Genomic DNA, 15,673 nt, shown 5'->3' on the forward strand with positions numbered 1-15,673 from the left:
CTGGCGCCGAGACATCGCCGCAGGCCAGCAGCGTGGCATACCAGACCTGACGACCAAGACATGACAGACAACAAGGACGGCGTCGCCGCCGTGGAGCGAGCTTTGACGATCATGAATGCGTTTCGCATCGACGATCAGGCCTTGACGCTGCACGAGATTGCCAACCGCACGGGCCTTTACAAGAGCACGATCCTGCGCCTGCTGGCCTCGCTGATCCGCTTTGGCTGCGTGCAGCAATTGCCAGACACCACCTACAAGCTGGGCCACGCCGTGATGAAGTGGGGCAACGTGTACCGGCAGTCGCTGCGGCTCGAGGACCATGTCGTGCCCGTGCTCAATCGCCTGGTCGAGCTCACTGGCGAGGGCGCTTCCTATTTTCGGCGCGAAGGGGATGTGCGCCTGTGCCTGTTCCGGGTCGATCCGCGTCACTCGGTGCGCGACCACATCTACGCGGGTCAGGTGCTGCCCTTGACCCAGGGGGCGGCAGGGCGGGTGCTGGTGGAGTTCGAGGGCGACCCTGCCCGATGGCCCACGACGCGTGTGTTCTTCTCAGTGGGCGAGCGCGAGCCCGACATCGCCGCCCTGGCCGCGCCGGTGTTCGGGCCGGATGATGCCGTGGTCGGCTCCATCGCGATCTCGGGCCCGTCCAGCCGCTTTGCGGAAACGGTGTTGCCCTCGCACACGGCGGCAGTGCGCGAGGCCGCCATCAACCTGACCCGGCATTTCGGTGGCAATGCCGATTGGTTGCTGGGCCTGCGCCGGCCCTGATTCGGGCCGTTGCCCCGGAGCTGACGCTTCGATCGGACAACCTGGATGGCCATCGCCGATGCGGCGACCTCCTGGTCCAAGATCCAGGTGCCTGGCGAGAAGCGCACGGTCGTGGCGGAATTTGACGGCGAGCGCGTCGTGGGCCAGAGTTGGCCTGCCAGAGATGGTCACGTCGTCTATCTCGAACTGACAGACTGATGCCTTGAGAGGACCTCTTCACCATGCGCTATCGGTGCACGCTTTCGGACCGGGTGTTTGAATTCCGAGACCTCAAGCACGTCCTGGCTGCGGCCAGCCCCGCTCGCTCGGGCGATCATCTCGCCGGGATCAGCGCGGCTTCGGCGCAGGAGCGCATGGCCGCGCGCCACGTGCTGGCCGACACGCCGCTCAAGCAGTTCCTCCAGGAGGCGGTGATCCCCTACGAGGCCGACGACATCACAAGGCTCATCATCGATTCGCATGACGCGATTGCCTTCGCGCCCGTCTCGCACTTGACCGTCGGGGGATTTCGCGAGTGGCTGCTGGCCTGCGAAGACGGCGAATCGCTGCGATCCCTGGCCCCGGGGCTCACGCCAGAGATGGTGGCAGCCGTGTCCAAACTCATGCGAAACCAGGACCTGATCGCCGTGGCGCGCAAGCGAAACGTGGTCACGCGGTTTCGCAACACCCTGGGTCTGGCCGGGCGTCTGGCCGTGCGCCTGCAACCCAACCATCCGATCGACGATCCACGTGGCATCGCCGCCTCGATCCTGGATGGACTGATGTACGGTGCGGGTGACGCGGTGATCGGCGTCAACCCGGCCTCCGACAGCCTGCCCGTGCTGGGTCGCCTGCTGTCGATGATGGACGAACTCATCACGCGCCTGAAGATTCCCACCCAGAGTTGCGTGTTGACCCATGTCACCAACACGCTGCAGCTGCTGGAGCAGGGCGCGCCGGTCGATCTGGTGTTCCAGTCCATCGCTGGCACCGAAAAGGCCAACCGTTCGTTCGGCCTGGGCATCGAGCTGCTGGACGAAGCCCATGCCGCCGCACGGGCGCAAGGGCGTGGGACGCTGGGCGAGAACCTCATGTACTTTGAAACCGGGCAGGGCAGCGCGCTGTCTGCCGATGCGCACTTCGGTGTGGACCAGCAGACCTGTGAGGCGCGTGCCTATGCCCTGGCCCGGCGTTACGAGCCTCTGCTGGTGAACACCGTGGTGGGCTTCATCGGACCGGAGTACCTGTTCGATGGCAAGCAGATCATCCGCGCCGGGTTGGAAGACCACTTCTGCGGAAAGCTGCTCGGTCTGCCCATGGGATGCGACATCTGCTACACCAACCACGCCGAGGCCGACCAGGACGACATGGATGGCTTGATGGTGCAGCTGGGCGTGGCGGGCCTCAACTTCATGATGGGCGTGCCCGGCGCCGACGACATCATGTTGAATTACCAGAGCACGTCCTTTCACGACGCCCTGTTCCTGCGCGATGTTCTGGGCCTGAGCCGAGCGCCCGAGTTCGAAGCATGGTTGCAGCGAATGGGCATCACCGACGGCCACGGCCGCCTGCGCGATGGCAGCGCAGCGCGCCTGCAAAGCGGCATCGGCGCCCTGAGTGCCTTGGGTTGGGAGGCACAGCCATGAGCGCGCCTGTGCCAGCCGATGACGCTTCCGAACCCCTGGGCGTGCGCCCCGACGCTTGGACCGCCTGGCGCGCGGCGACCCCCGCTCGGGTGGCGCTGGGCCGCGCCGGCTCAGGCTTGCCCACGCGCGCACTGCTCGACTTCGGTTGGGCCCATGCGATGGCGCGCGACGCCATTCATACACCGCTGGACGCCGAGGCGCTGGCGTCGCAACTGCAGCAAGCGGGCTGGTCTGTGGTGCACGCGCACAGCGCGGCGGCCGACCGCATGGATTACCTGCGCCGCCCGGACCTGGGGCGGCAACTCTGTGCCGAGAGCGCCCAGCGCCTCTCGACCATGGCCGAGGGCGCGCGGGTGGACCTGTGCTTCGTGGTCGGCGACGGCCTTTCGTCGCTCGCGGTGGCGCGCCACGCCGTGCCGTTGCTGGAGGCGGTGAAGCCGCACCTGGACGCGGGGCTGCGCCTGGCGCCGGTGGTGGTGGCCACCCAGGCGCGCGTGGCGCTGGCCGACGATGTGGGGGAGCGCTTGGGGGCCCGGCTGGCCGTGATGTTGATCGGTGAACGGCCGGGCCTGAGCTCGCCCGACAGCCTGGGGGTGTACATCAGCCACGCGCCGCGCCGTGGCCTGAGCGATGCGCAGCGCAACTGCATCTCCAACGTGCGTCCCGAGGGACTTGGTTACGACGCCGCCGCGTTCAAGCTGATGTGGCTGGTGCGCGAGGCGCTGCGGCGCGGTCTGACCGGGGTGGCGCTCAAGGACGAGAGCGATCGGAAACGCGTGACCGGGTCTGAGGCGGCTCGCCGGGTGCAGGGGCCGGAATGAACCCGTCAGGACCTTGCCGCTTCGGCGACCCGCAGCCCCCGTCTGGCGCCCGACGCAGGCTCTTGCGCATCGCCGTGGCCGGCGGCCCGGTGGTCGTGGCCGCCTCGCTCGCTGGTTTTCCCTTGCTGCGCCTGGGCGCGCAAACCCTGGCCGGGCGCGACCCCTTCACGCTGGGCATCGCGTCCGGTTGTCCGACAGCGCAGAGCGTGGTGCTGTGGACCCGCCTCGCTCCGGACCCGCTGAGCCCGGATGGGGGCATGGGCACGGCCGAGGTCGATGTGCTGTGGGAGCTGGCGCAAGACCCCGGGTTTCAGCGCATGGTGCGCAGCGGGACCGCGACCGCCCGCGCAGACGACGCTCACAGCTTGCACGTGGAGGTGAATGGCCTGCAGGCGGCGTGCGACTACTGGTACCGGTTCAGCGCCGCAGGCGCGCGCAGCGCGACAGGACGCACACGCACGGCGCCGGCGCCGGGCGATGCGCGTGCGGTGCGAGTGGCCTTTTGCGCCTGCCAGCAGTACGAGCAGGGCTACTACATCGCCTACCGCGACATGGCGCAGCAGTCGCCCGATCTGGTGCTGCACCTGGGCGACTACATCTATGAGAGTTCCTGGGGCCGCGCCCATGTCCGCCACCACGTCGGCGGCATTCCCACCACGTTGCCGGCGTACCGGGCCCGCTACGCGCTTTACAAGGGCGACGCTGACCTCCAGGCCGCCCATGCGGCCAGCCCCTGGCTGGTCACCTGGGATGACCACGAAGTGGCGAACGATTACACGAACGACATCTCGCCGCTGCTCACCGACCCGGCGCAGTTTCTCGCCATGCGCGCCGCGGCCTATCGCGCCTGGTGGGAGCACATGCCCGTGCCCTTGCACATGCGACCGGTGGGCGCTCAGGCGCGCATTCACGGCCGCTGGCGCTTTGGCGACATGCTCGATCTCGTCATGCTCGACGCGCGTCAGCACCGCGATCACCATGTGTGCCTGTTCGGCCGCAGTGCCTCGCCGCCCGTGGACTGCGCGGACCGCCACGACCCGGCCCGCAGCATGCTGGGTGCCGAACAGGAAGCCTGGTTCTCGCGGGAAATGGCGCGTCCGGCCCCGCACTGGACCGTGGTCGCGCAGACCACCTTGATGGCGCCGGTGGACCGCGCTCGCGATGGCGAGCCCAGCGGCTACTGGATGGATGGCTGGGACGGCTATGCCGCGACGCGCGATCGGCTGCTGGGTGCCTTGCAGCAGCGCCGCCCTGGCAGCGCGCTCGTGCTCAGCGGCGACGTCCATGCCTTCTGGGCGGCAGACCTGTCGCGTCGACCGGGCGAGCGCCCCATGGCCACCGAGTTCGTGGGCGGTGCGATCACCTCCGAAGGGCCGAGCGCCGCCACGGTGAAGCGCCAGATGGCGCGCAACCCGCACCTGCGCTATGGCCGCGGCGACCGTCAGGGCTATGGCCTGGTCACCTTGGCGCCAGACAACGCGCAAGTCAGCTTTCGCGCTGCCTCGACCGTCAAATCGCCCACGGCCTCGGTGGACACCCTGGCGCGCTTCGTGGTGGAGGCCGGTCGCGCCGGCGTCGTCCAGGGCTGATCACATGCGCTGGTCGTCCTGGCTGGCTTCATCCACGCAAACTGCTCTTCGCTGCGCTGACCGGCGGCCGTCTGCTGAGCGAAGGGGCGGCGCGCTTCGCCTGGTGGGTGCGATGGCCATTGCGGGCGGGGTCATCGCGCTCGCGCTGGGTTGACGACGGCCCGCCGCCCCGCCCAGGAAAGTGCCGCTCGAATCTGCAGCCGATCCGAGGCGGCGGGCGGTCAATGGCCCTGGCCCAGGGTCATGATCATTCGCGTGCTCAGGTACAGCCGGCGCGGGATCGCGTCGATCATCACGTACTCCGCCTGATTGCTGTGGTAGTGGGCGCCAGGAAGGCCCATGCCCTCGATGACCGGTGTGCCGCCCAACGCGGCATACGCCGCATCGGAGCCGCCGCCCGCTCGCTCCAGAACGCCAAACTCGCCGCCCACTTCCTTGTAGATGCCGCGCGCCAGCTCCATCAGGCGGGCACCACCCTCGCCCGAGTTGAACGCGGGGCGCCCCCGCGTGATCTGGATCTGCACATCGGCCTGCGGCAGCCGCTTCTGTTGCGCCAAGAGCTCCAGCCGCTTCATGGTGTCTTCGAAGCGCAGGTTGTCCTGGTAGCGGACGTCGGCATTGAGGGTCGCCTCGTCCGGAATGATGTTGCTGACGCCACCGGCTTTGGCCACGGTCCAGTTGAAGCGCACGAGGTTGTCCTTGTCGTCCAGCTCGCGGGTGCGCAGAACCAGATCGGCGGCCTCCACCAGCGCGTTGACGCCTGCGTCGGGTGCGACCCCCGCGTGCGAAGCCTTGCCTTTGACCTTGGCCTCGACGTAGGCGATGCCCGACGCGCCCTTGATCAACAGTTCGCGCGGCGTGCCGGTGGGCTCGAACGACATCACGTAGTCGCTGGCGTTGGCCAGTTGCTGGATCAGGTCGCGCGAACCGAACGAACCCTTTTCCTCGTCGGTGTTGAACATCACCGTGATCGACCCATAGCGCCGGAAGTCCATGTCGCGCAGCAGCTTGAGCGAGTGCAGGATGACGGCGATGCCGCCCTTGTCGTCCGCGATGCCCGGACCATAGGCGCGGTCTCCCTCCACCCGGAACGGCGCCTTGGCCAGGGCGCCGCGCCCGTACACCGTGTCCATGTGCGCGATCAGCAGCAGCCTCTTGCCGCCGTTGCCGGTGAATCGGCCGACGATGTTGTCGCCCACCACGCTGCCCACGGCCTTGTGGCGCTCGGTCGCCGCGCCCAATGCGCGCAGCTCGCCTTCCAGCAGGGTCGAGAGTTCCGCCATGCCGACGGCATCGCCTGTGCCGCTCTCGATGTTGACCAGCCGGCCCAAGGTCTCCACCAGCGCCGCCTGCTGCGCCGACGCGGCCTTGAAAAGGGCCTCGTCACGCGCCTGCGCACCGGCGGGTGTGGCCAAGAGGCTGGCGGCGGCCAGTGCCGTGGCGGCGCCAATCCGGCGGAATACGAACTTCATCATCACACGCTTCATTCTTGAAAAGGGTTGAACACACCCGAACCCGGGCCCGAACCGCGCACGCCAGGCGTGCGCGCCCCCGATTGTTCAGCAATTCGCGTGCCGTCGCGATGCCCTTGGGGGGGGCCGGTTCAGCGCGTGATATCGCCCAGGCAGAGGTACTTCAGTTCGAGGTAGTCCTCGATGCCGTGCTGCGATCCCTCGCGGCCCAGCCCCGACTGCTTGACCCCGCCGAAGGGCACGTGCTCCATGGAGATCAGACCCGTATTGATGCCCACCATGCCGTACTCCAGCGATTCCGCGACGCGGAAGATGCGACCCACATCGCGGCTGTAGAAGTAGCTGGCCAGCCCGAACTCGGTGGCATTGGCCGCGGCAATGGCTTCCTCGTCGCGTTCAAATCGGAACACGGGTGCGAAGGGTCCGAAGGTTTCCTCGCGCGCGCACAACATCTGCGCGTTGGCGTCTGCGATCACGGTGGGTTCGTAGAAGAAGCCCGGGCCAGCGAGGTCAGACCGCTTCCCGCCGGTGACCAGGCGCGCTCCCTTGGACAGGGCATCGTTCAGATGGCGCTCGACCTTGCTGAGCGCGGCTTCCTCGATCAGCGGGCCTTGCTCGATGCCAGCTTCGAAGCCGTTGCCCACCTTGGCGCGCCGCACGCGCTCGGCCAACTTGGCCACGAACGTCTCGTACACGCCGGCTTGCACATAGAAGCGGTTGGTGCACACACAGGTCTGGCCGGCATTGCGGAACTTGCTGGCGAATGCGCCTTCGACGGCGCTGTCGATGTCGGCATCGTCGAAAACGATGAACGGGGCATTGCCCCCCAGTTCCAGCGACAGCTTCTTGACGGTCGGCGCGCATTGCGCCATGAGGATGCGTCCGACCTCGGTGGAGCCGGTGAAGGAAAGGTGACGCACCACATCGCTGGCGCACAGCGCCTGACCGACCTCCACGCTGTTGACGCTGTCTGCCGTCACCACATTCAGCACCCCGGCGGGAATGCCCGCCCGCAGGGCCAGTTCGGCCGCTGCCAGGGCGGTCAGCGGCGTGAGTTCGGCGGGCTTGACGACCACCGGGCAGCCCGCTGCCAACGCGGGCGCCACCTTGCGAGTGATCATGGCCAGCGGGAAGTTCCATGGCGTGATGGCAGCGCACACGCCGATCGGCTCGCGCAGCACCATCAGGCGCCGGCTTTCGTCGAAGTGCGGCAGGGTTTCGCCATTCACGCGCTTGGCCTGCTCGGCGAACCACTCCACGAAACTCGCTCCATAGGCGACCTCGCCACGCGCCTCGGCGAGGGGCTTGCCTTGTTCGGCCGTCATCAGCCGCGCGAGGTCTTCCTGGTGGGCGATCAGCAGATCGAACCAGCGGCGCAGCAACTGGCTGCGCGCCTTGGCGCCTGCGCGTCGCCAGCCGCTCCACGCGGCATTCGCCGCGGCGATCGCGCTGTGCGCATCGGCAGCACCCAGGTTGGCGACCTCGGCCAGGCGTTGACCGGTGGCAGGATCGTGAACAGCGAAGCGCGACGTGCCGCAGACCCATTCGCCTGCGATCAGTGCATCGGTCTTGAGAAGGGAAGGGTCGGCGAGCGCGAGCAAGGGGGAGGTGTGGGTCATGTCAGTGGGATGGGAGGGATTGGTCGAAGTCGCCCATCACATCCACGCCCCGGGGCGTGGCGGCCAGTCGCCTTTGTTGGATTGCTTGGTTGGAAGTCATGGGCGGCGATTTCATCGTTCATTGGTTCCATCATCAAGGTCCAATCCGAGATAATTGATGGCTCCAATAAAAATACCTCCGGACCCCATGAAGTCGATCGCCGCGGACCTGGTGCTGCAGCGCCTGGAACGCACCGCGCCGGGAGCCCTGAACCGCCGTCTCTATGAGTGCCTGCGCCAGGCGATCCTGGATGGCGTGCTCGCTCCCGCATCGATGCTGCCTGCCTCGCGCGACCTGGCAGAGGAAGTGGGGCTGTCGCGCAACACCGTGATGCATGCGTACGCGCAGCTGCAGGCCGAGGGCTATGTGCAGGCCCATGTGGGCAGAGGCACTGTGGTGGCCGACACCACGCCGGACAGCCAACTCAGTTCCGGTCGGGTCGCCAAGGTGATCGACAACGCAGGGGGACCGCCGCTGCTGGCGCGCCGCGCACAGCGCCTGCTGGCGCAGCCCTCTGCGGCGCCGAGGCAATGGGGCGCGTTCATGCCGGGGGTGCCCGACGTGACGCAGTTCCCGCACCGCACCTGGAGCCGCCTTCACACACGGCTGTGGCGATCGCCGTCGCCAGAACTGCTGAGCTACGCCCACGGTGGGGGCCTGCTTTCGCTGCGCCAGGCCATCGCGGAACACCTGCGTGTGGCGCGCTCCGTGCATTGCGAACCCGATCAGATCCTCGTCACCGAAGGCGTCCACCAGGCGATCGACCTGAGCTTGCGCATGCTGGTTGACCCGCGCGACACGGTGTGGGTGGAAGAGCCCGGCTACTGGGGCTTTCACACACTGCTTCGCACCGAAGCCATTCGCGTGAGGCCCTTGAGGGTCGAGCCAGGAGATGACGGGCCGAGGGCTGGCTGGCCACGGGAGGGGAAGGCGCCCCGCCTGATTTTTGTGACGCCTTCTCACCAGTATCCGTTGGGGTCGGTGATGAGCCTGGGCCGCCGGCGTGAGTTGCTGGATTTCGCACGCAGCACGGGCGGCTGGATCGTCGAGGACGACTACGACAGCGAGTTCCGGTTCGCGGGGCGCCCCATACCTTCCATGCAGGGCCTGGAGCCCGACAGTCCGGTCATTTACGTCGGCACTTTCAGCAAAACGCTTTATCCGGGATTGCGCGTGGCCTACATGGTGCTGCCCCGCGCGCTGGCCCAGCCCTTTCGCACGACCCATGCGGACTTGTACCGCGAGGGACACGGCATCACACATGCCGCGCTCACCGAGCTGATGGACAGCGGGCACTATGCCGCGCACATCCGGCGCATGCGCGTGCTTTACGCGCGCCGCCGAGCGATGCTGGTGGACCTGGTTCACCGGCACATCGGGCCGGACAGCCTGCAGGCGCACGCCAGCAACGCGGGACTGCACCTGACGTTGTCCCTGCCCGAGGGCGTGGACGACGTGGCGCTTGCGCAAGCCGCCGGGGCCCGCGGCATCCTGTCGCGGCCCCTGTCCATGTATTACCAGGTTCCTTCTCACGCCCGGCCCGGCCTGCTGCTGGGCTACGCCTGCGTGAAGGAAGAGGACATGGGCCCGGCGTTCCAGGTTCTCCTGGATGTGCTTTCCTCACCATTCGGGTCGAGCCGCTCGCGACGGTGACATTCATGGGCCGCCAGTGCGCGGCCGTCGGCTCAGCGCTGGGCCTGCAGTTTGTCCAGCAGGCTGGCCGCGCGGTAGCCCGGCGCCACGCCTTTGAGAAAGAACACGGTAGATCGCGAGTGCTGCGTGCGCAGCGGGATCAGCGCCGCGTAGGCGGGCGACGCGTACCACGCCTTCGCCTGCTCAAGGCTGGGGAAGCCGATGACCACGCAGTCACCCGCGAAAGGGCCTTCGACCACCTCGGGCCGCGCGCCATGGACGAGAAAGCGCCCCTCGAACGGTTCCAGGGTGGCGTCAATGCGCTGGAGGTAGCTGACGATGTCGGGGCCAAACTCCAGTTCTTCGAGCAGCGCGATGGCGTAGGCGGTCATGGGTGATGTCTTGAGATGGGTTGCACAACTGGCGCGGGAACAGCGGGCCTGGTGGAAGTCAGCATAGGCTGGGCCACTGCGCGGGTCCATGACCTTGCAGGTCATGTGCAGTGCGAGGGGGCGCGACCCCATGCGGTCGCCTGGGGCAACGCGGCGTGGACCGCGTCGCGCGCCACGCCATGTGGGGACGGCCGTCACCTGTGCGAACGACCTCCTGGTCGTTCAGGTTGTCGTCCGCCCCCCCGCGGTCGATGCGCGGATTGGCGGACTGGACCTCACTTCACCGTGGCGGCGAGCTTCTTGAGCGAGTCGCGCTCGCCTTCGTGGATCGAGCGCGCGTAGACCGAATAGGCGGCGGCGTCCATGTGCATGGGCACGAGGCCCATCTTCTTGATGGCGGCGTTGAATTCGGGGTCCGCGTGGGTCGCCGCAATGGCCCCGTCGAGCTTTTTCACCACCGCCGGGTCCATGCCCTTGGGGCCGGCGAAGCCGACGGGAGAGGTGTGTACAAGCGCGTAGCCTTGCTCTTTGAGCGTGGGCACGTCCGGCAGGTCGGCGGTGCGCTTGTCGCCCAGGGAAGCGAGAACACGCATCTGGCCATTGGCGACGTAGGGCAGCACGGTGCTCGCGCTGACGATCGCCTGCACGTGCTTGCCCAGAAGGGCTGTGATGGCGTCGGCGTCGCCCTTGAAGGGGATGTGAGTCCAATCGACCTTGGCCGCCTCGCCCAGCTGCGCCATCGCGATGTGCTGGCTGCTATAGGCGCCCGGCGTGCCGTAGGAGACCGGCCCTGCCTGCCTCTTGCTGTACTCCACCAGGTCCGCGATCGACTTCCAGGGCGAGGAGGCGTTCACCACGATGTAGTAGTTGAAGCCCACCAGGCTGCCCAGATACGTCAAATCCTTGATCGGGTCGTATTGCGCGCCGGTGATGTGCGGCATGCGAAACACCCCGATCGGAATCATGGTGATCGTGTAGCCGGCCGGATCCGTGTTCAGCATTTGCACGGCGCCCAAGGTGCCGTTCGCGCCGGCCTTGTTCTCCACCACGACGGATTGCCCGAGCTTCTTGCCCATCGCGTCGGCGAAGGCGCGGCCGTATTGGTCGGTCACGCCGCCGGCCGAGTAGGGCACGATCACTTTGATCGGCTTGTTCGGATACGCCTGGGCGTGGGCCGAATGCCCCCCCAGCGCGCTCGCCGCGGCCAGCGCCGCCATCAACAGTCTTCTCATCTTTGTCTCCTTGTCAATCTGGCCGGATGCGCCGGCACGCCGCGATCTGCCCTGGCCGTGCGCTTAGCCCTGGACCACGCCTCGGCACTCGCCGAGGCCGATGCTCGCGAAGCCCTCTCGCGCGCAGAAGCCGCGCAGGATCACTTCGTCGCCGTCCTGCAGGAAGCCCCGCGTTTCGCCGTTGGGCAACGCGACGGGCTTCTTGCCGCCCTCGGTCATCTCCAGGAGGCAGCCGCAGTCTTGGTGGCTGGCCATCGAGATGGTCCCTGTGCCGAAGAGGTCGCCCGGCCGCAGGTCGCAGCCGCCGACGGTGTGGTGCGCCACCATCTGCGCGGGTGTCCAGTACAGGGCGGTGGCCGAGCCGCGCGAGAGGCGATGCGGCGCTTCGCCCGCCTCGCGCATGCGCGCGGTCTGAATGAAGACTTCGACCGCGATGTCGACGCCGCCGGCTCGCGCGTCGCTGTCGCCGTCGAGGTAGGGGAGCGTCCCGGGGTGGCCGGCCTCGCGTGCCATCCGCGGCACCCTGAACGGCGCCATCGCGTCGCTGGTGACGACCCAGGGCGAGAGGCTCGTCATGAAATTCTTGCCTTGGAACGGGCCCAGCGGCAGCGACTCCCACGCCTGGATGTCGCGCGCGGACCAGTCGTTGAGGAGCCCGAAGCCCGCCACGTGCTCGGCGGCCGACTCGATGCCGATCGGGTGAGCCAAGTCGTTGCCAGGGCCGATCCAGATGGCGAGCTCCATCTCGTAGTCCAGCTTCTCCGTGGCCGACAACACGGGCTGGCCGTCTTGGCAGATCTGGCTTGACGGGCGCCTCACCGGCGTGCCCGAAGGCCGCAGCGTCGATGCGCGCCCGTGGTAGGCCACCGGCAGGTGTCTGTAGTTGGGCTGCAGGGGCAGCTCCGGCCGAAAGATCTCACCGCAGTTGCTCGCATGGTGGATGCCGGCATAGAAATCCGTGTAGTCGCCCACCGCCGCCGGTAGCGCCATCTTCACGGAGGAGCGCGGCAGCGTCAGCGAGCCCGCGAGCCGTGCACCGATCACGCCTTCGGGCACGTTCTCGCACAGCAGCCTCCACACCGCCTGGCGCAGCTCGCGGCGCAGCGCCGCTGGCAGGGCCATCCAGGCGTTCAAGGTCTCGGTCTGGATCGCCTCGGCCGTCTCGCCGCGCAACTCACCCAGGGCGCCGAGCTCGTGCGCCGCTTGCAGGTCGAGCAACTCGTCGCCGATGGCGACGGCGAGCCTCGCGCGGGAGCCCGCGCGGAAGACGCCCATGGGAAGATTCTGAAGGGGAAATTCCGGGTGGCCATTGGCCGACGCCACCCAGCTGCGCCTTGTTGCGTCGTGCGTCTCGTCGATGCCGTCCAGGCCCGCCACGTGCTGCTTCTTCATCATTCTTCGACGCCTCACAAGGCCGTCGTTCCTCCGTCCATCGTCCAGGCCGCGCCGCGCACTTCCTGAGCCTCTTCGCCGCAGAGGAAGGCCACCATACCCGCCAGGTGCGAGGTCTCCACGAAGCGCCCCGACGGTTGCCGCAGGCTGATGAGCTTGTGGGTGGCCGAGGGCAGATCCAGCCCCTCGCGTTCGGCCAGCGCCTCGAGCTGCTTTTGCACCAAGGGCGTGTGCGCCCAGCCGGGACAGATGGCGTTGCATGTGATGTTGGTGGTGGCCGTCTCCAACGCCACCGACTTGGTCAGGCCGATGAGCCCATGCTTGGTGGCGTTGTAGGCCGACTTGCCAGCGCGGCCCCGCAGCCCGCTGATGGAGGCGACATTGACAATGCGGCCCCAGCCGCGCGCTCGCATGTGCGCAAGCGACAAGCGGATCGTGTGGAAGCTCGCCGACAGGTTCACCGCGAGCATGTCGTTCCACACATTCACCGGGAAGTCCTCGATCTCGCTGGTGTGCTGCAAGCCCGCGCAGTTCACGAGGATGTCGACACCGCCGAACGGCTCGGCGCGCGCGATCAGGGATTCGATCTGCGCGGGATCGCGGAGGTCCGCCTGCAGGTAGCGCGCCTCGGTGCCCATGGGCGACTCGATGTCGCGGGCTGCCTCAGCGCCCTCGCTTTCGGGAAAGATCCCGCTGATGAGGACCTGCGCGCCTTCGGCGGAGAGCCGCTTGGCGATTGCCAAGCCGATGCCGCTCGCGCCGCCAGTCACCAATGCGGTCTTGCCCGCCAAGCTCCATTTTTCTGCCACTTGATTGCCGCCTTCGTTCTTGATGCGCGGATGTTAGGAGCGCGAATCCATACGGTCCAATATAGAATTCACGCCCAATTCATACTGAATCCGTCTCAATCGGTGCGCCATGGAACTCAAACACTTGCGCAGCTTCATGACCGTGGCGCAGGAGCGCAGCTTCACGCGGGCGGCCGAGCGCCTGCACATGGCGCAGCCGCCGCTGAGCCAGCGGATCAAGCAGCTCGAAGAGGAGATCGGCGCACAGCTCTTCGAGCGCAACACGCGCAGCGTCGCGCTGACCGAAGCGGGCAAGGTCTTCCACGCAGAGGCGGGCAAGGCGCTGGACCAGCTGGCCCACGCGGTCGAGGCCTGCCGGCGCGCGAGCCGAGGCGAGATCGGGCTTCTGCGCCTGGGCTACAGCGGGCGCGCGAGCCACATGCTGCTGCCACGGCTGCTGCTCTCCTTTCGGTCGGCTTTCCCTGAGGTGGAGCTCGACCTCGACGGTCCGCATCCGAGCGGGGCGCTGCGTGAGAAGCTGCTCGAAGGACAGCTCGACGTGGCGCTGTGCTTTTTGCCGATCTCCGATCCCGAGATCGAAAGCTGCGACTACGCCGACATCGACTTTGTGATGGTGATGCCGTCGGATCACCGCTTGGCCAGTGGCGCTGCGCTCAACCTCGCGGCGTTCGCCGAAGAGCCATTCGTTGCGTATCCCGGCGGCCAGGGCTTTCTTCTGCGCGACACCATGGATGCCCAATGCAGACGCGCGGGCTTTGAGCCGCGCGTCGTGCGCGAGAGCCCCAACTCACAGGTGCTGATGTGCCTGGTGGCGGCGGGCGTGGGCGTGTCGATCGTGCCGCGCGAACTGCAGTATCAGGAAGAGATCGTGGGTCTTACCTTCAAGCCTTTAGGCGAGGGTGCGCTTCGCCTGACGCACGGGATGGCGTGGAAGAAAGGCAACGCCAACCCCGCACTGAAGAGCCTCTTGTCGTTGGACATTGCAGCGCGCGTGCCTTGAAATGTCGAAGCGTGTTGTCGTCTACGGAAAACTGATCCAGTAAGAGCAGCAATTCCCATTGAAGGCTGCAGCCCGAGAACCCGGTCGAGGCAACAAGCTCGCCCGCGCGAGCCTTCGCCTTCAGTTGTGGGGCTCTGCGCCGTCTATGCTCGCAGCAAATGCCATTGCATCAGCCAGGGCCGAGAGCTGCGACGCATGTTGCGCGGCCAACCGCACAAGTTTGCGCCGACCGGCAGGTAGCAGGTGCACTTCCACCTGCCGGCGATCGTGTTGACTGGGTCGGCGCTCCACCAAGCCGGCATCTTCACAGCGCGTCACCAGCGCCACGACACCGTGCACCTGCGTCTGCAACAGCTCGGCGATCTCCGAAATGCTGGCCCATTGTCGTCCCGGTATGCCTTGGGTATGCAGCAGCAATTGGTACTGGAGCGCGGTAATGTCTTCCTCGCGCGCCGCGTCTTCGCTGAAGCGTAGGAAACAACGCAGCTTGTACCGGAACGTGGACAGCGCTTCGTAGCGCTGCTTTTCGATCGACTTTTTATCTTGGGACATGGAGCCTGCCTCGTCAAAAGGGCCCGGGCACTATAGCAGCGCGCATTCCCCGGGTGCACCAAAAATGGTCTCAGGGAAATTACTCATGTCGTGATCTAATTTAACTCATAACATGATGTACCTGACTGGCAACCGACTTGACTCATCGAAGTCGAGGCGATGGTGTCAGTTGACTTTCGCGAAGGTCCGCTGGCCGGGCTGTTCTGTCTTTTCCCCTCTCCCCACTACCCCCCCCATGCAGATAAAGAGTCGCAAGGATTTCGCGTCCGGTTTGATGTTCATGATGGTCGGCACCGCGTTCGCCATAGGCGCGACCAACTACACGGTTGGCACCGCAGCCCGCATGGGCCCAGCTTACTTCCCGCTGATGCTTGGGATCATGCTGGCGTTGTTGGGTGCTGGTGTAGCGGCCACCTCGCTGGTCAGCGGCCGTCCCGATGGCGCGCCTATCGGCAGGATCGCCTGGAAGCCGCTGCTGCTCATCGTGGGAGCCAATCTCGCCTTCGGCGTGCTGCTCGGCGGCGTGCAGTCCATCGGTGTTCCTGCGATGGGGCTGATCGCCGCGATCCTTGCGGTGGTGGTGATCTCAAGCGTCGCGAGCGACCAGTTTCGGCTGCGTAGCGCGCTCGTGCTGGCGGTGGTTCTCGCGATTGGTAGCTACCTCACCTTCGTGCTTGGCCTGAACCTGCAGTTCCAGGTCTGGCCCCACTTCATCACGGGCTGACATCGC

Annotated in this window: 15 protein-coding genes; 8 read left to right on the forward strand and 7 right to left on the reverse strand. The window is 66.9% G+C overall.

The window, feature by feature from the left end:
- The first annotated feature begins 60 nt into the window (after window positions 1–60).
- The 5 genes from KIT86_RS06460 to KIT86_RS06480 all read left to right on the forward strand — a co-directional run bounded on the left by KIT86_RS06460 (window position 61) and on the right by KIT86_RS06480 (window position 4,803).
- The gene (locus KIT86_RS06460; RefSeq protein ID WP_297396273.1) at window positions 61–768 is read left to right on the forward strand and encodes an IclR family transcriptional regulator; all 708 of its coding nucleotides are present in this window, start codon (window positions 61–63) and stop codon (window positions 766–768) included.
- Window positions 769–813: 45 nt separating this feature from the next.
- Window positions 814–966 carry a hypothetical protein gene (locus KIT86_RS06465; protein WP_297396276.1) on the forward strand — a complete coding sequence of 51 codons (153 nt, stop codon included), beginning with the start codon at window positions 814–816 and terminating at the stop codon, window positions 964–966.
- Between the two features lie 23 nt (window positions 967–989).
- Window positions 990–2,393 (forward strand): ethanolamine ammonia-lyase subunit EutB, encoded by a 1,404-nt coding sequence (locus tag KIT86_RS06470; RefSeq protein ID WP_297396278.1) that lies wholly within the window; start codon window positions 990–992, stop codon window positions 2,391–2,393.
- Window positions 2,390–3,214 carry an ethanolamine ammonia-lyase subunit EutC gene (gene eutC / locus KIT86_RS06475; RefSeq protein WP_297396281.1) on the forward strand — a complete coding sequence of 275 codons (825 nt, stop codon included), beginning with the start codon at window positions 2,390–2,392 and terminating at the stop codon, window positions 3,212–3,214. The genes KIT86_RS06470 and eutC overlap by 4 nt, the downstream gene beginning before the upstream one ends.
- A 62-nt stretch (window positions 3,215–3,276) precedes the next feature.
- Complete coding sequence (locus KIT86_RS06480; RefSeq protein ID WP_297396284.1) at window positions 3,277–4,803, forward strand: alkaline phosphatase D family protein; 1,527 nt, start codon at window positions 3,277–3,279, stop codon at window positions 4,801–4,803.
- A 221-nt stretch (window positions 4,804–5,024) separates the two neighbouring features.
- On the opposite strand, the gene KIT86_RS06485 is transcribed toward KIT86_RS06480, so the two are convergent.
- Both KIT86_RS06485 and KIT86_RS06490 read right to left on the reverse strand, forming a co-directional pair.
- Window positions 5,025–6,275 carry a glutamate carboxypeptidase gene (locus KIT86_RS06485; RefSeq protein ID WP_297396287.1) on the reverse strand — a complete coding sequence of 417 codons (1,251 nt, stop codon included), beginning with the start codon at window positions 6,273–6,275 and terminating at the stop codon, window positions 5,025–5,027.
- A 131-nt stretch (window positions 6,276–6,406) separates the two neighbouring features.
- Window positions 6,407–7,894 carry an NAD-dependent succinate-semialdehyde dehydrogenase gene (locus KIT86_RS06490; RefSeq protein ID WP_297396290.1) on the reverse strand — a complete coding sequence of 496 codons (1,488 nt, stop codon included), beginning with the start codon at window positions 7,892–7,894 and terminating at the stop codon, window positions 6,407–6,409.
- A gap of 187 nt (window positions 7,895–8,081) precedes the next feature.
- Here KIT86_RS06490 and KIT86_RS06495 point away from each other — a divergent pair, with 187 nt between their 5' ends.
- Window positions 8,082–9,587, forward strand: coding sequence for a PLP-dependent aminotransferase family protein (locus tag KIT86_RS06495; protein ID WP_297396293.1), 1,506 nt, complete (start codon window positions 8,082–8,084; stop codon window positions 9,585–9,587).
- A gap of 32 nt (window positions 9,588–9,619) precedes the next feature.
- Here the strand turns inward: KIT86_RS06495 and KIT86_RS06500 are convergent, their stop codons facing one another.
- The 4 genes from KIT86_RS06500 to KIT86_RS06515 all read right to left on the reverse strand — a co-directional run bounded on the left by KIT86_RS06500 (window position 9,620) and on the right by KIT86_RS06515 (window position 13,373).
- Window positions 9,620–9,958: a DUF1330 domain-containing protein gene (locus KIT86_RS06500; RefSeq protein WP_297396295.1), complete on the reverse strand. Its 339-nt coding sequence runs from the start codon at window positions 9,956–9,958 to the stop codon at window positions 9,620–9,622.
- A 275-nt stretch (window positions 9,959–10,233) separates the two neighbouring features.
- On the reverse strand, window positions 10,234–11,190 hold the full coding sequence (locus tag KIT86_RS06505) for a tripartite tricarboxylate transporter substrate binding protein (RefSeq protein WP_297396297.1): 957 nt from the start codon (window positions 11,188–11,190) through the stop codon (window positions 10,234–10,236).
- A gap of 63 nt (window positions 11,191–11,253) precedes the next feature.
- On the reverse strand, window positions 11,254–12,585 hold the full coding sequence (gene fahA, locus KIT86_RS06510) for a fumarylacetoacetase (RefSeq protein WP_297396300.1): 1,332 nt from the start codon (window positions 12,583–12,585) through the stop codon (window positions 11,254–11,256).
- A gap of 11 nt (window positions 12,586–12,596) precedes the next feature.
- Window positions 12,597–13,373 carry a 3-hydroxybutyrate dehydrogenase gene (locus KIT86_RS06515; RefSeq protein WP_297396303.1) on the reverse strand — a complete coding sequence of 259 codons (777 nt, stop codon included), beginning with the start codon at window positions 13,371–13,373 and terminating at the stop codon, window positions 12,597–12,599.
- A 127-nt stretch (window positions 13,374–13,500) separates the two neighbouring features.
- On the opposite strand from KIT86_RS06515, the gene KIT86_RS06520 reads away from it, so the two are divergent.
- A complete protein-coding gene (locus KIT86_RS06520; RefSeq protein WP_297396307.1) occupies window positions 13,501–14,391 on the forward strand; it encodes a LysR substrate-binding domain-containing protein in 891 nt (296 codons plus the stop codon).
- Between the two features lie 120 nt (window positions 14,392–14,511).
- On the opposite strand, the gene KIT86_RS06525 is transcribed toward KIT86_RS06520, so the two are convergent.
- Complete coding sequence (locus KIT86_RS06525) at window positions 14,512–14,943, reverse strand: MarR family winged helix-turn-helix transcriptional regulator (RefSeq protein ID WP_297396310.1); 432 nt, start codon at window positions 14,941–14,943, stop codon at window positions 14,512–14,514.
- A 235-nt stretch (window positions 14,944–15,178) separates the two neighbouring features.
- Here KIT86_RS06525 and KIT86_RS06530 point away from each other — a divergent pair, with 235 nt between their 5' ends.
- The gene (locus KIT86_RS06530; RefSeq protein WP_297396313.1) at window positions 15,179–15,667 is read left to right on the forward strand and encodes a tripartite tricarboxylate transporter TctB family protein; all 489 of its coding nucleotides are present in this window, start codon (window positions 15,179–15,181) and stop codon (window positions 15,665–15,667) included.
- Window positions 15,668–15,673 lie beyond the last annotated feature (6 nt).

The organism is Hydrogenophaga sp. (genome assembly GCF_026125825.1).
Taxonomy (GTDB): Bacteria; Pseudomonadota; Gammaproteobacteria; order Burkholderiales; family Burkholderiaceae_C; genus Hydrogenophaga.

What these genes read in the sequence shown, in the direction of transcription:
- KIT86_RS06460 (WP_297396273.1), top strand. Translation starts at nt 61, where the DNA reads ATGACAGACAACAAGGACGGCGTCGCCGCCGTGGAGCGAGCTTTGACG.
- KIT86_RS06465 (WP_297396276.1), top strand. Translation starts at nt 814, where the DNA reads ATGGCCATCGCCGATGCGGCGACCTCCTGGTCCAAGATCCAGGTGCCT.
- KIT86_RS06470 (WP_297396278.1), top strand. Translation starts at nt 990, where the DNA reads ATGCGCTATCGGTGCACGCTTTCGGACCGGGTGTTTGAATTCCGAGAC.
- eutC (WP_297396281.1), top strand. Translation starts at nt 2,390, where the DNA reads ATGAGCGCGCCTGTGCCAGCCGATGACGCTTCCGAACCCCTGGGCGTG.
- KIT86_RS06485 (WP_297396287.1), bottom strand. Translation starts at nt 6,275, where the DNA reads ATGAAGTTCGTATTCCGCCGGATTGGCGCCGCCACGGCACTGGCCGCC.
- KIT86_RS06490 (WP_297396290.1), bottom strand. Translation starts at nt 7,894, where the DNA reads ATGACCCACACCTCCCCCTTGCTCGCGCTCGCCGACCCTTCCCTTCTC.
- KIT86_RS06495 (WP_297396293.1), top strand. Translation starts at nt 8,082, where the DNA reads ATGAAGTCGATCGCCGCGGACCTGGTGCTGCAGCGCCTGGAACGCACC.
- KIT86_RS06500 (WP_297396295.1), bottom strand. Translation starts at nt 9,958, where the DNA reads ATGACCGCCTACGCCATCGCGCTGCTCGAAGAACTGGAGTTTGGCCCC.
- KIT86_RS06505 (WP_297396297.1), bottom strand. Translation starts at nt 11,190, where the DNA reads ATGAGAAGACTGTTGATGGCGGCGCTGGCCGCGGCGAGCGCGCTGGGG.
- fahA (WP_297396300.1), bottom strand. Translation starts at nt 12,585, where the DNA reads ATGATGAAGAAGCAGCACGTGGCGGGCCTGGACGGCATCGACGAGACG.
- KIT86_RS06520 (WP_297396307.1), top strand. Translation starts at nt 13,501, where the DNA reads ATGGAACTCAAACACTTGCGCAGCTTCATGACCGTGGCGCAGGAGCGC.
- KIT86_RS06525 (WP_297396310.1), bottom strand. Translation starts at nt 14,943, where the DNA reads ATGTCCCAAGATAAAAAGTCGATCGAAAAGCAGCGCTACGAAGCGCTG.
- KIT86_RS06530 (WP_297396313.1), top strand. Translation starts at nt 15,179, where the DNA reads ATGCAGATAAAGAGTCGCAAGGATTTCGCGTCCGGTTTGATGTTCATG.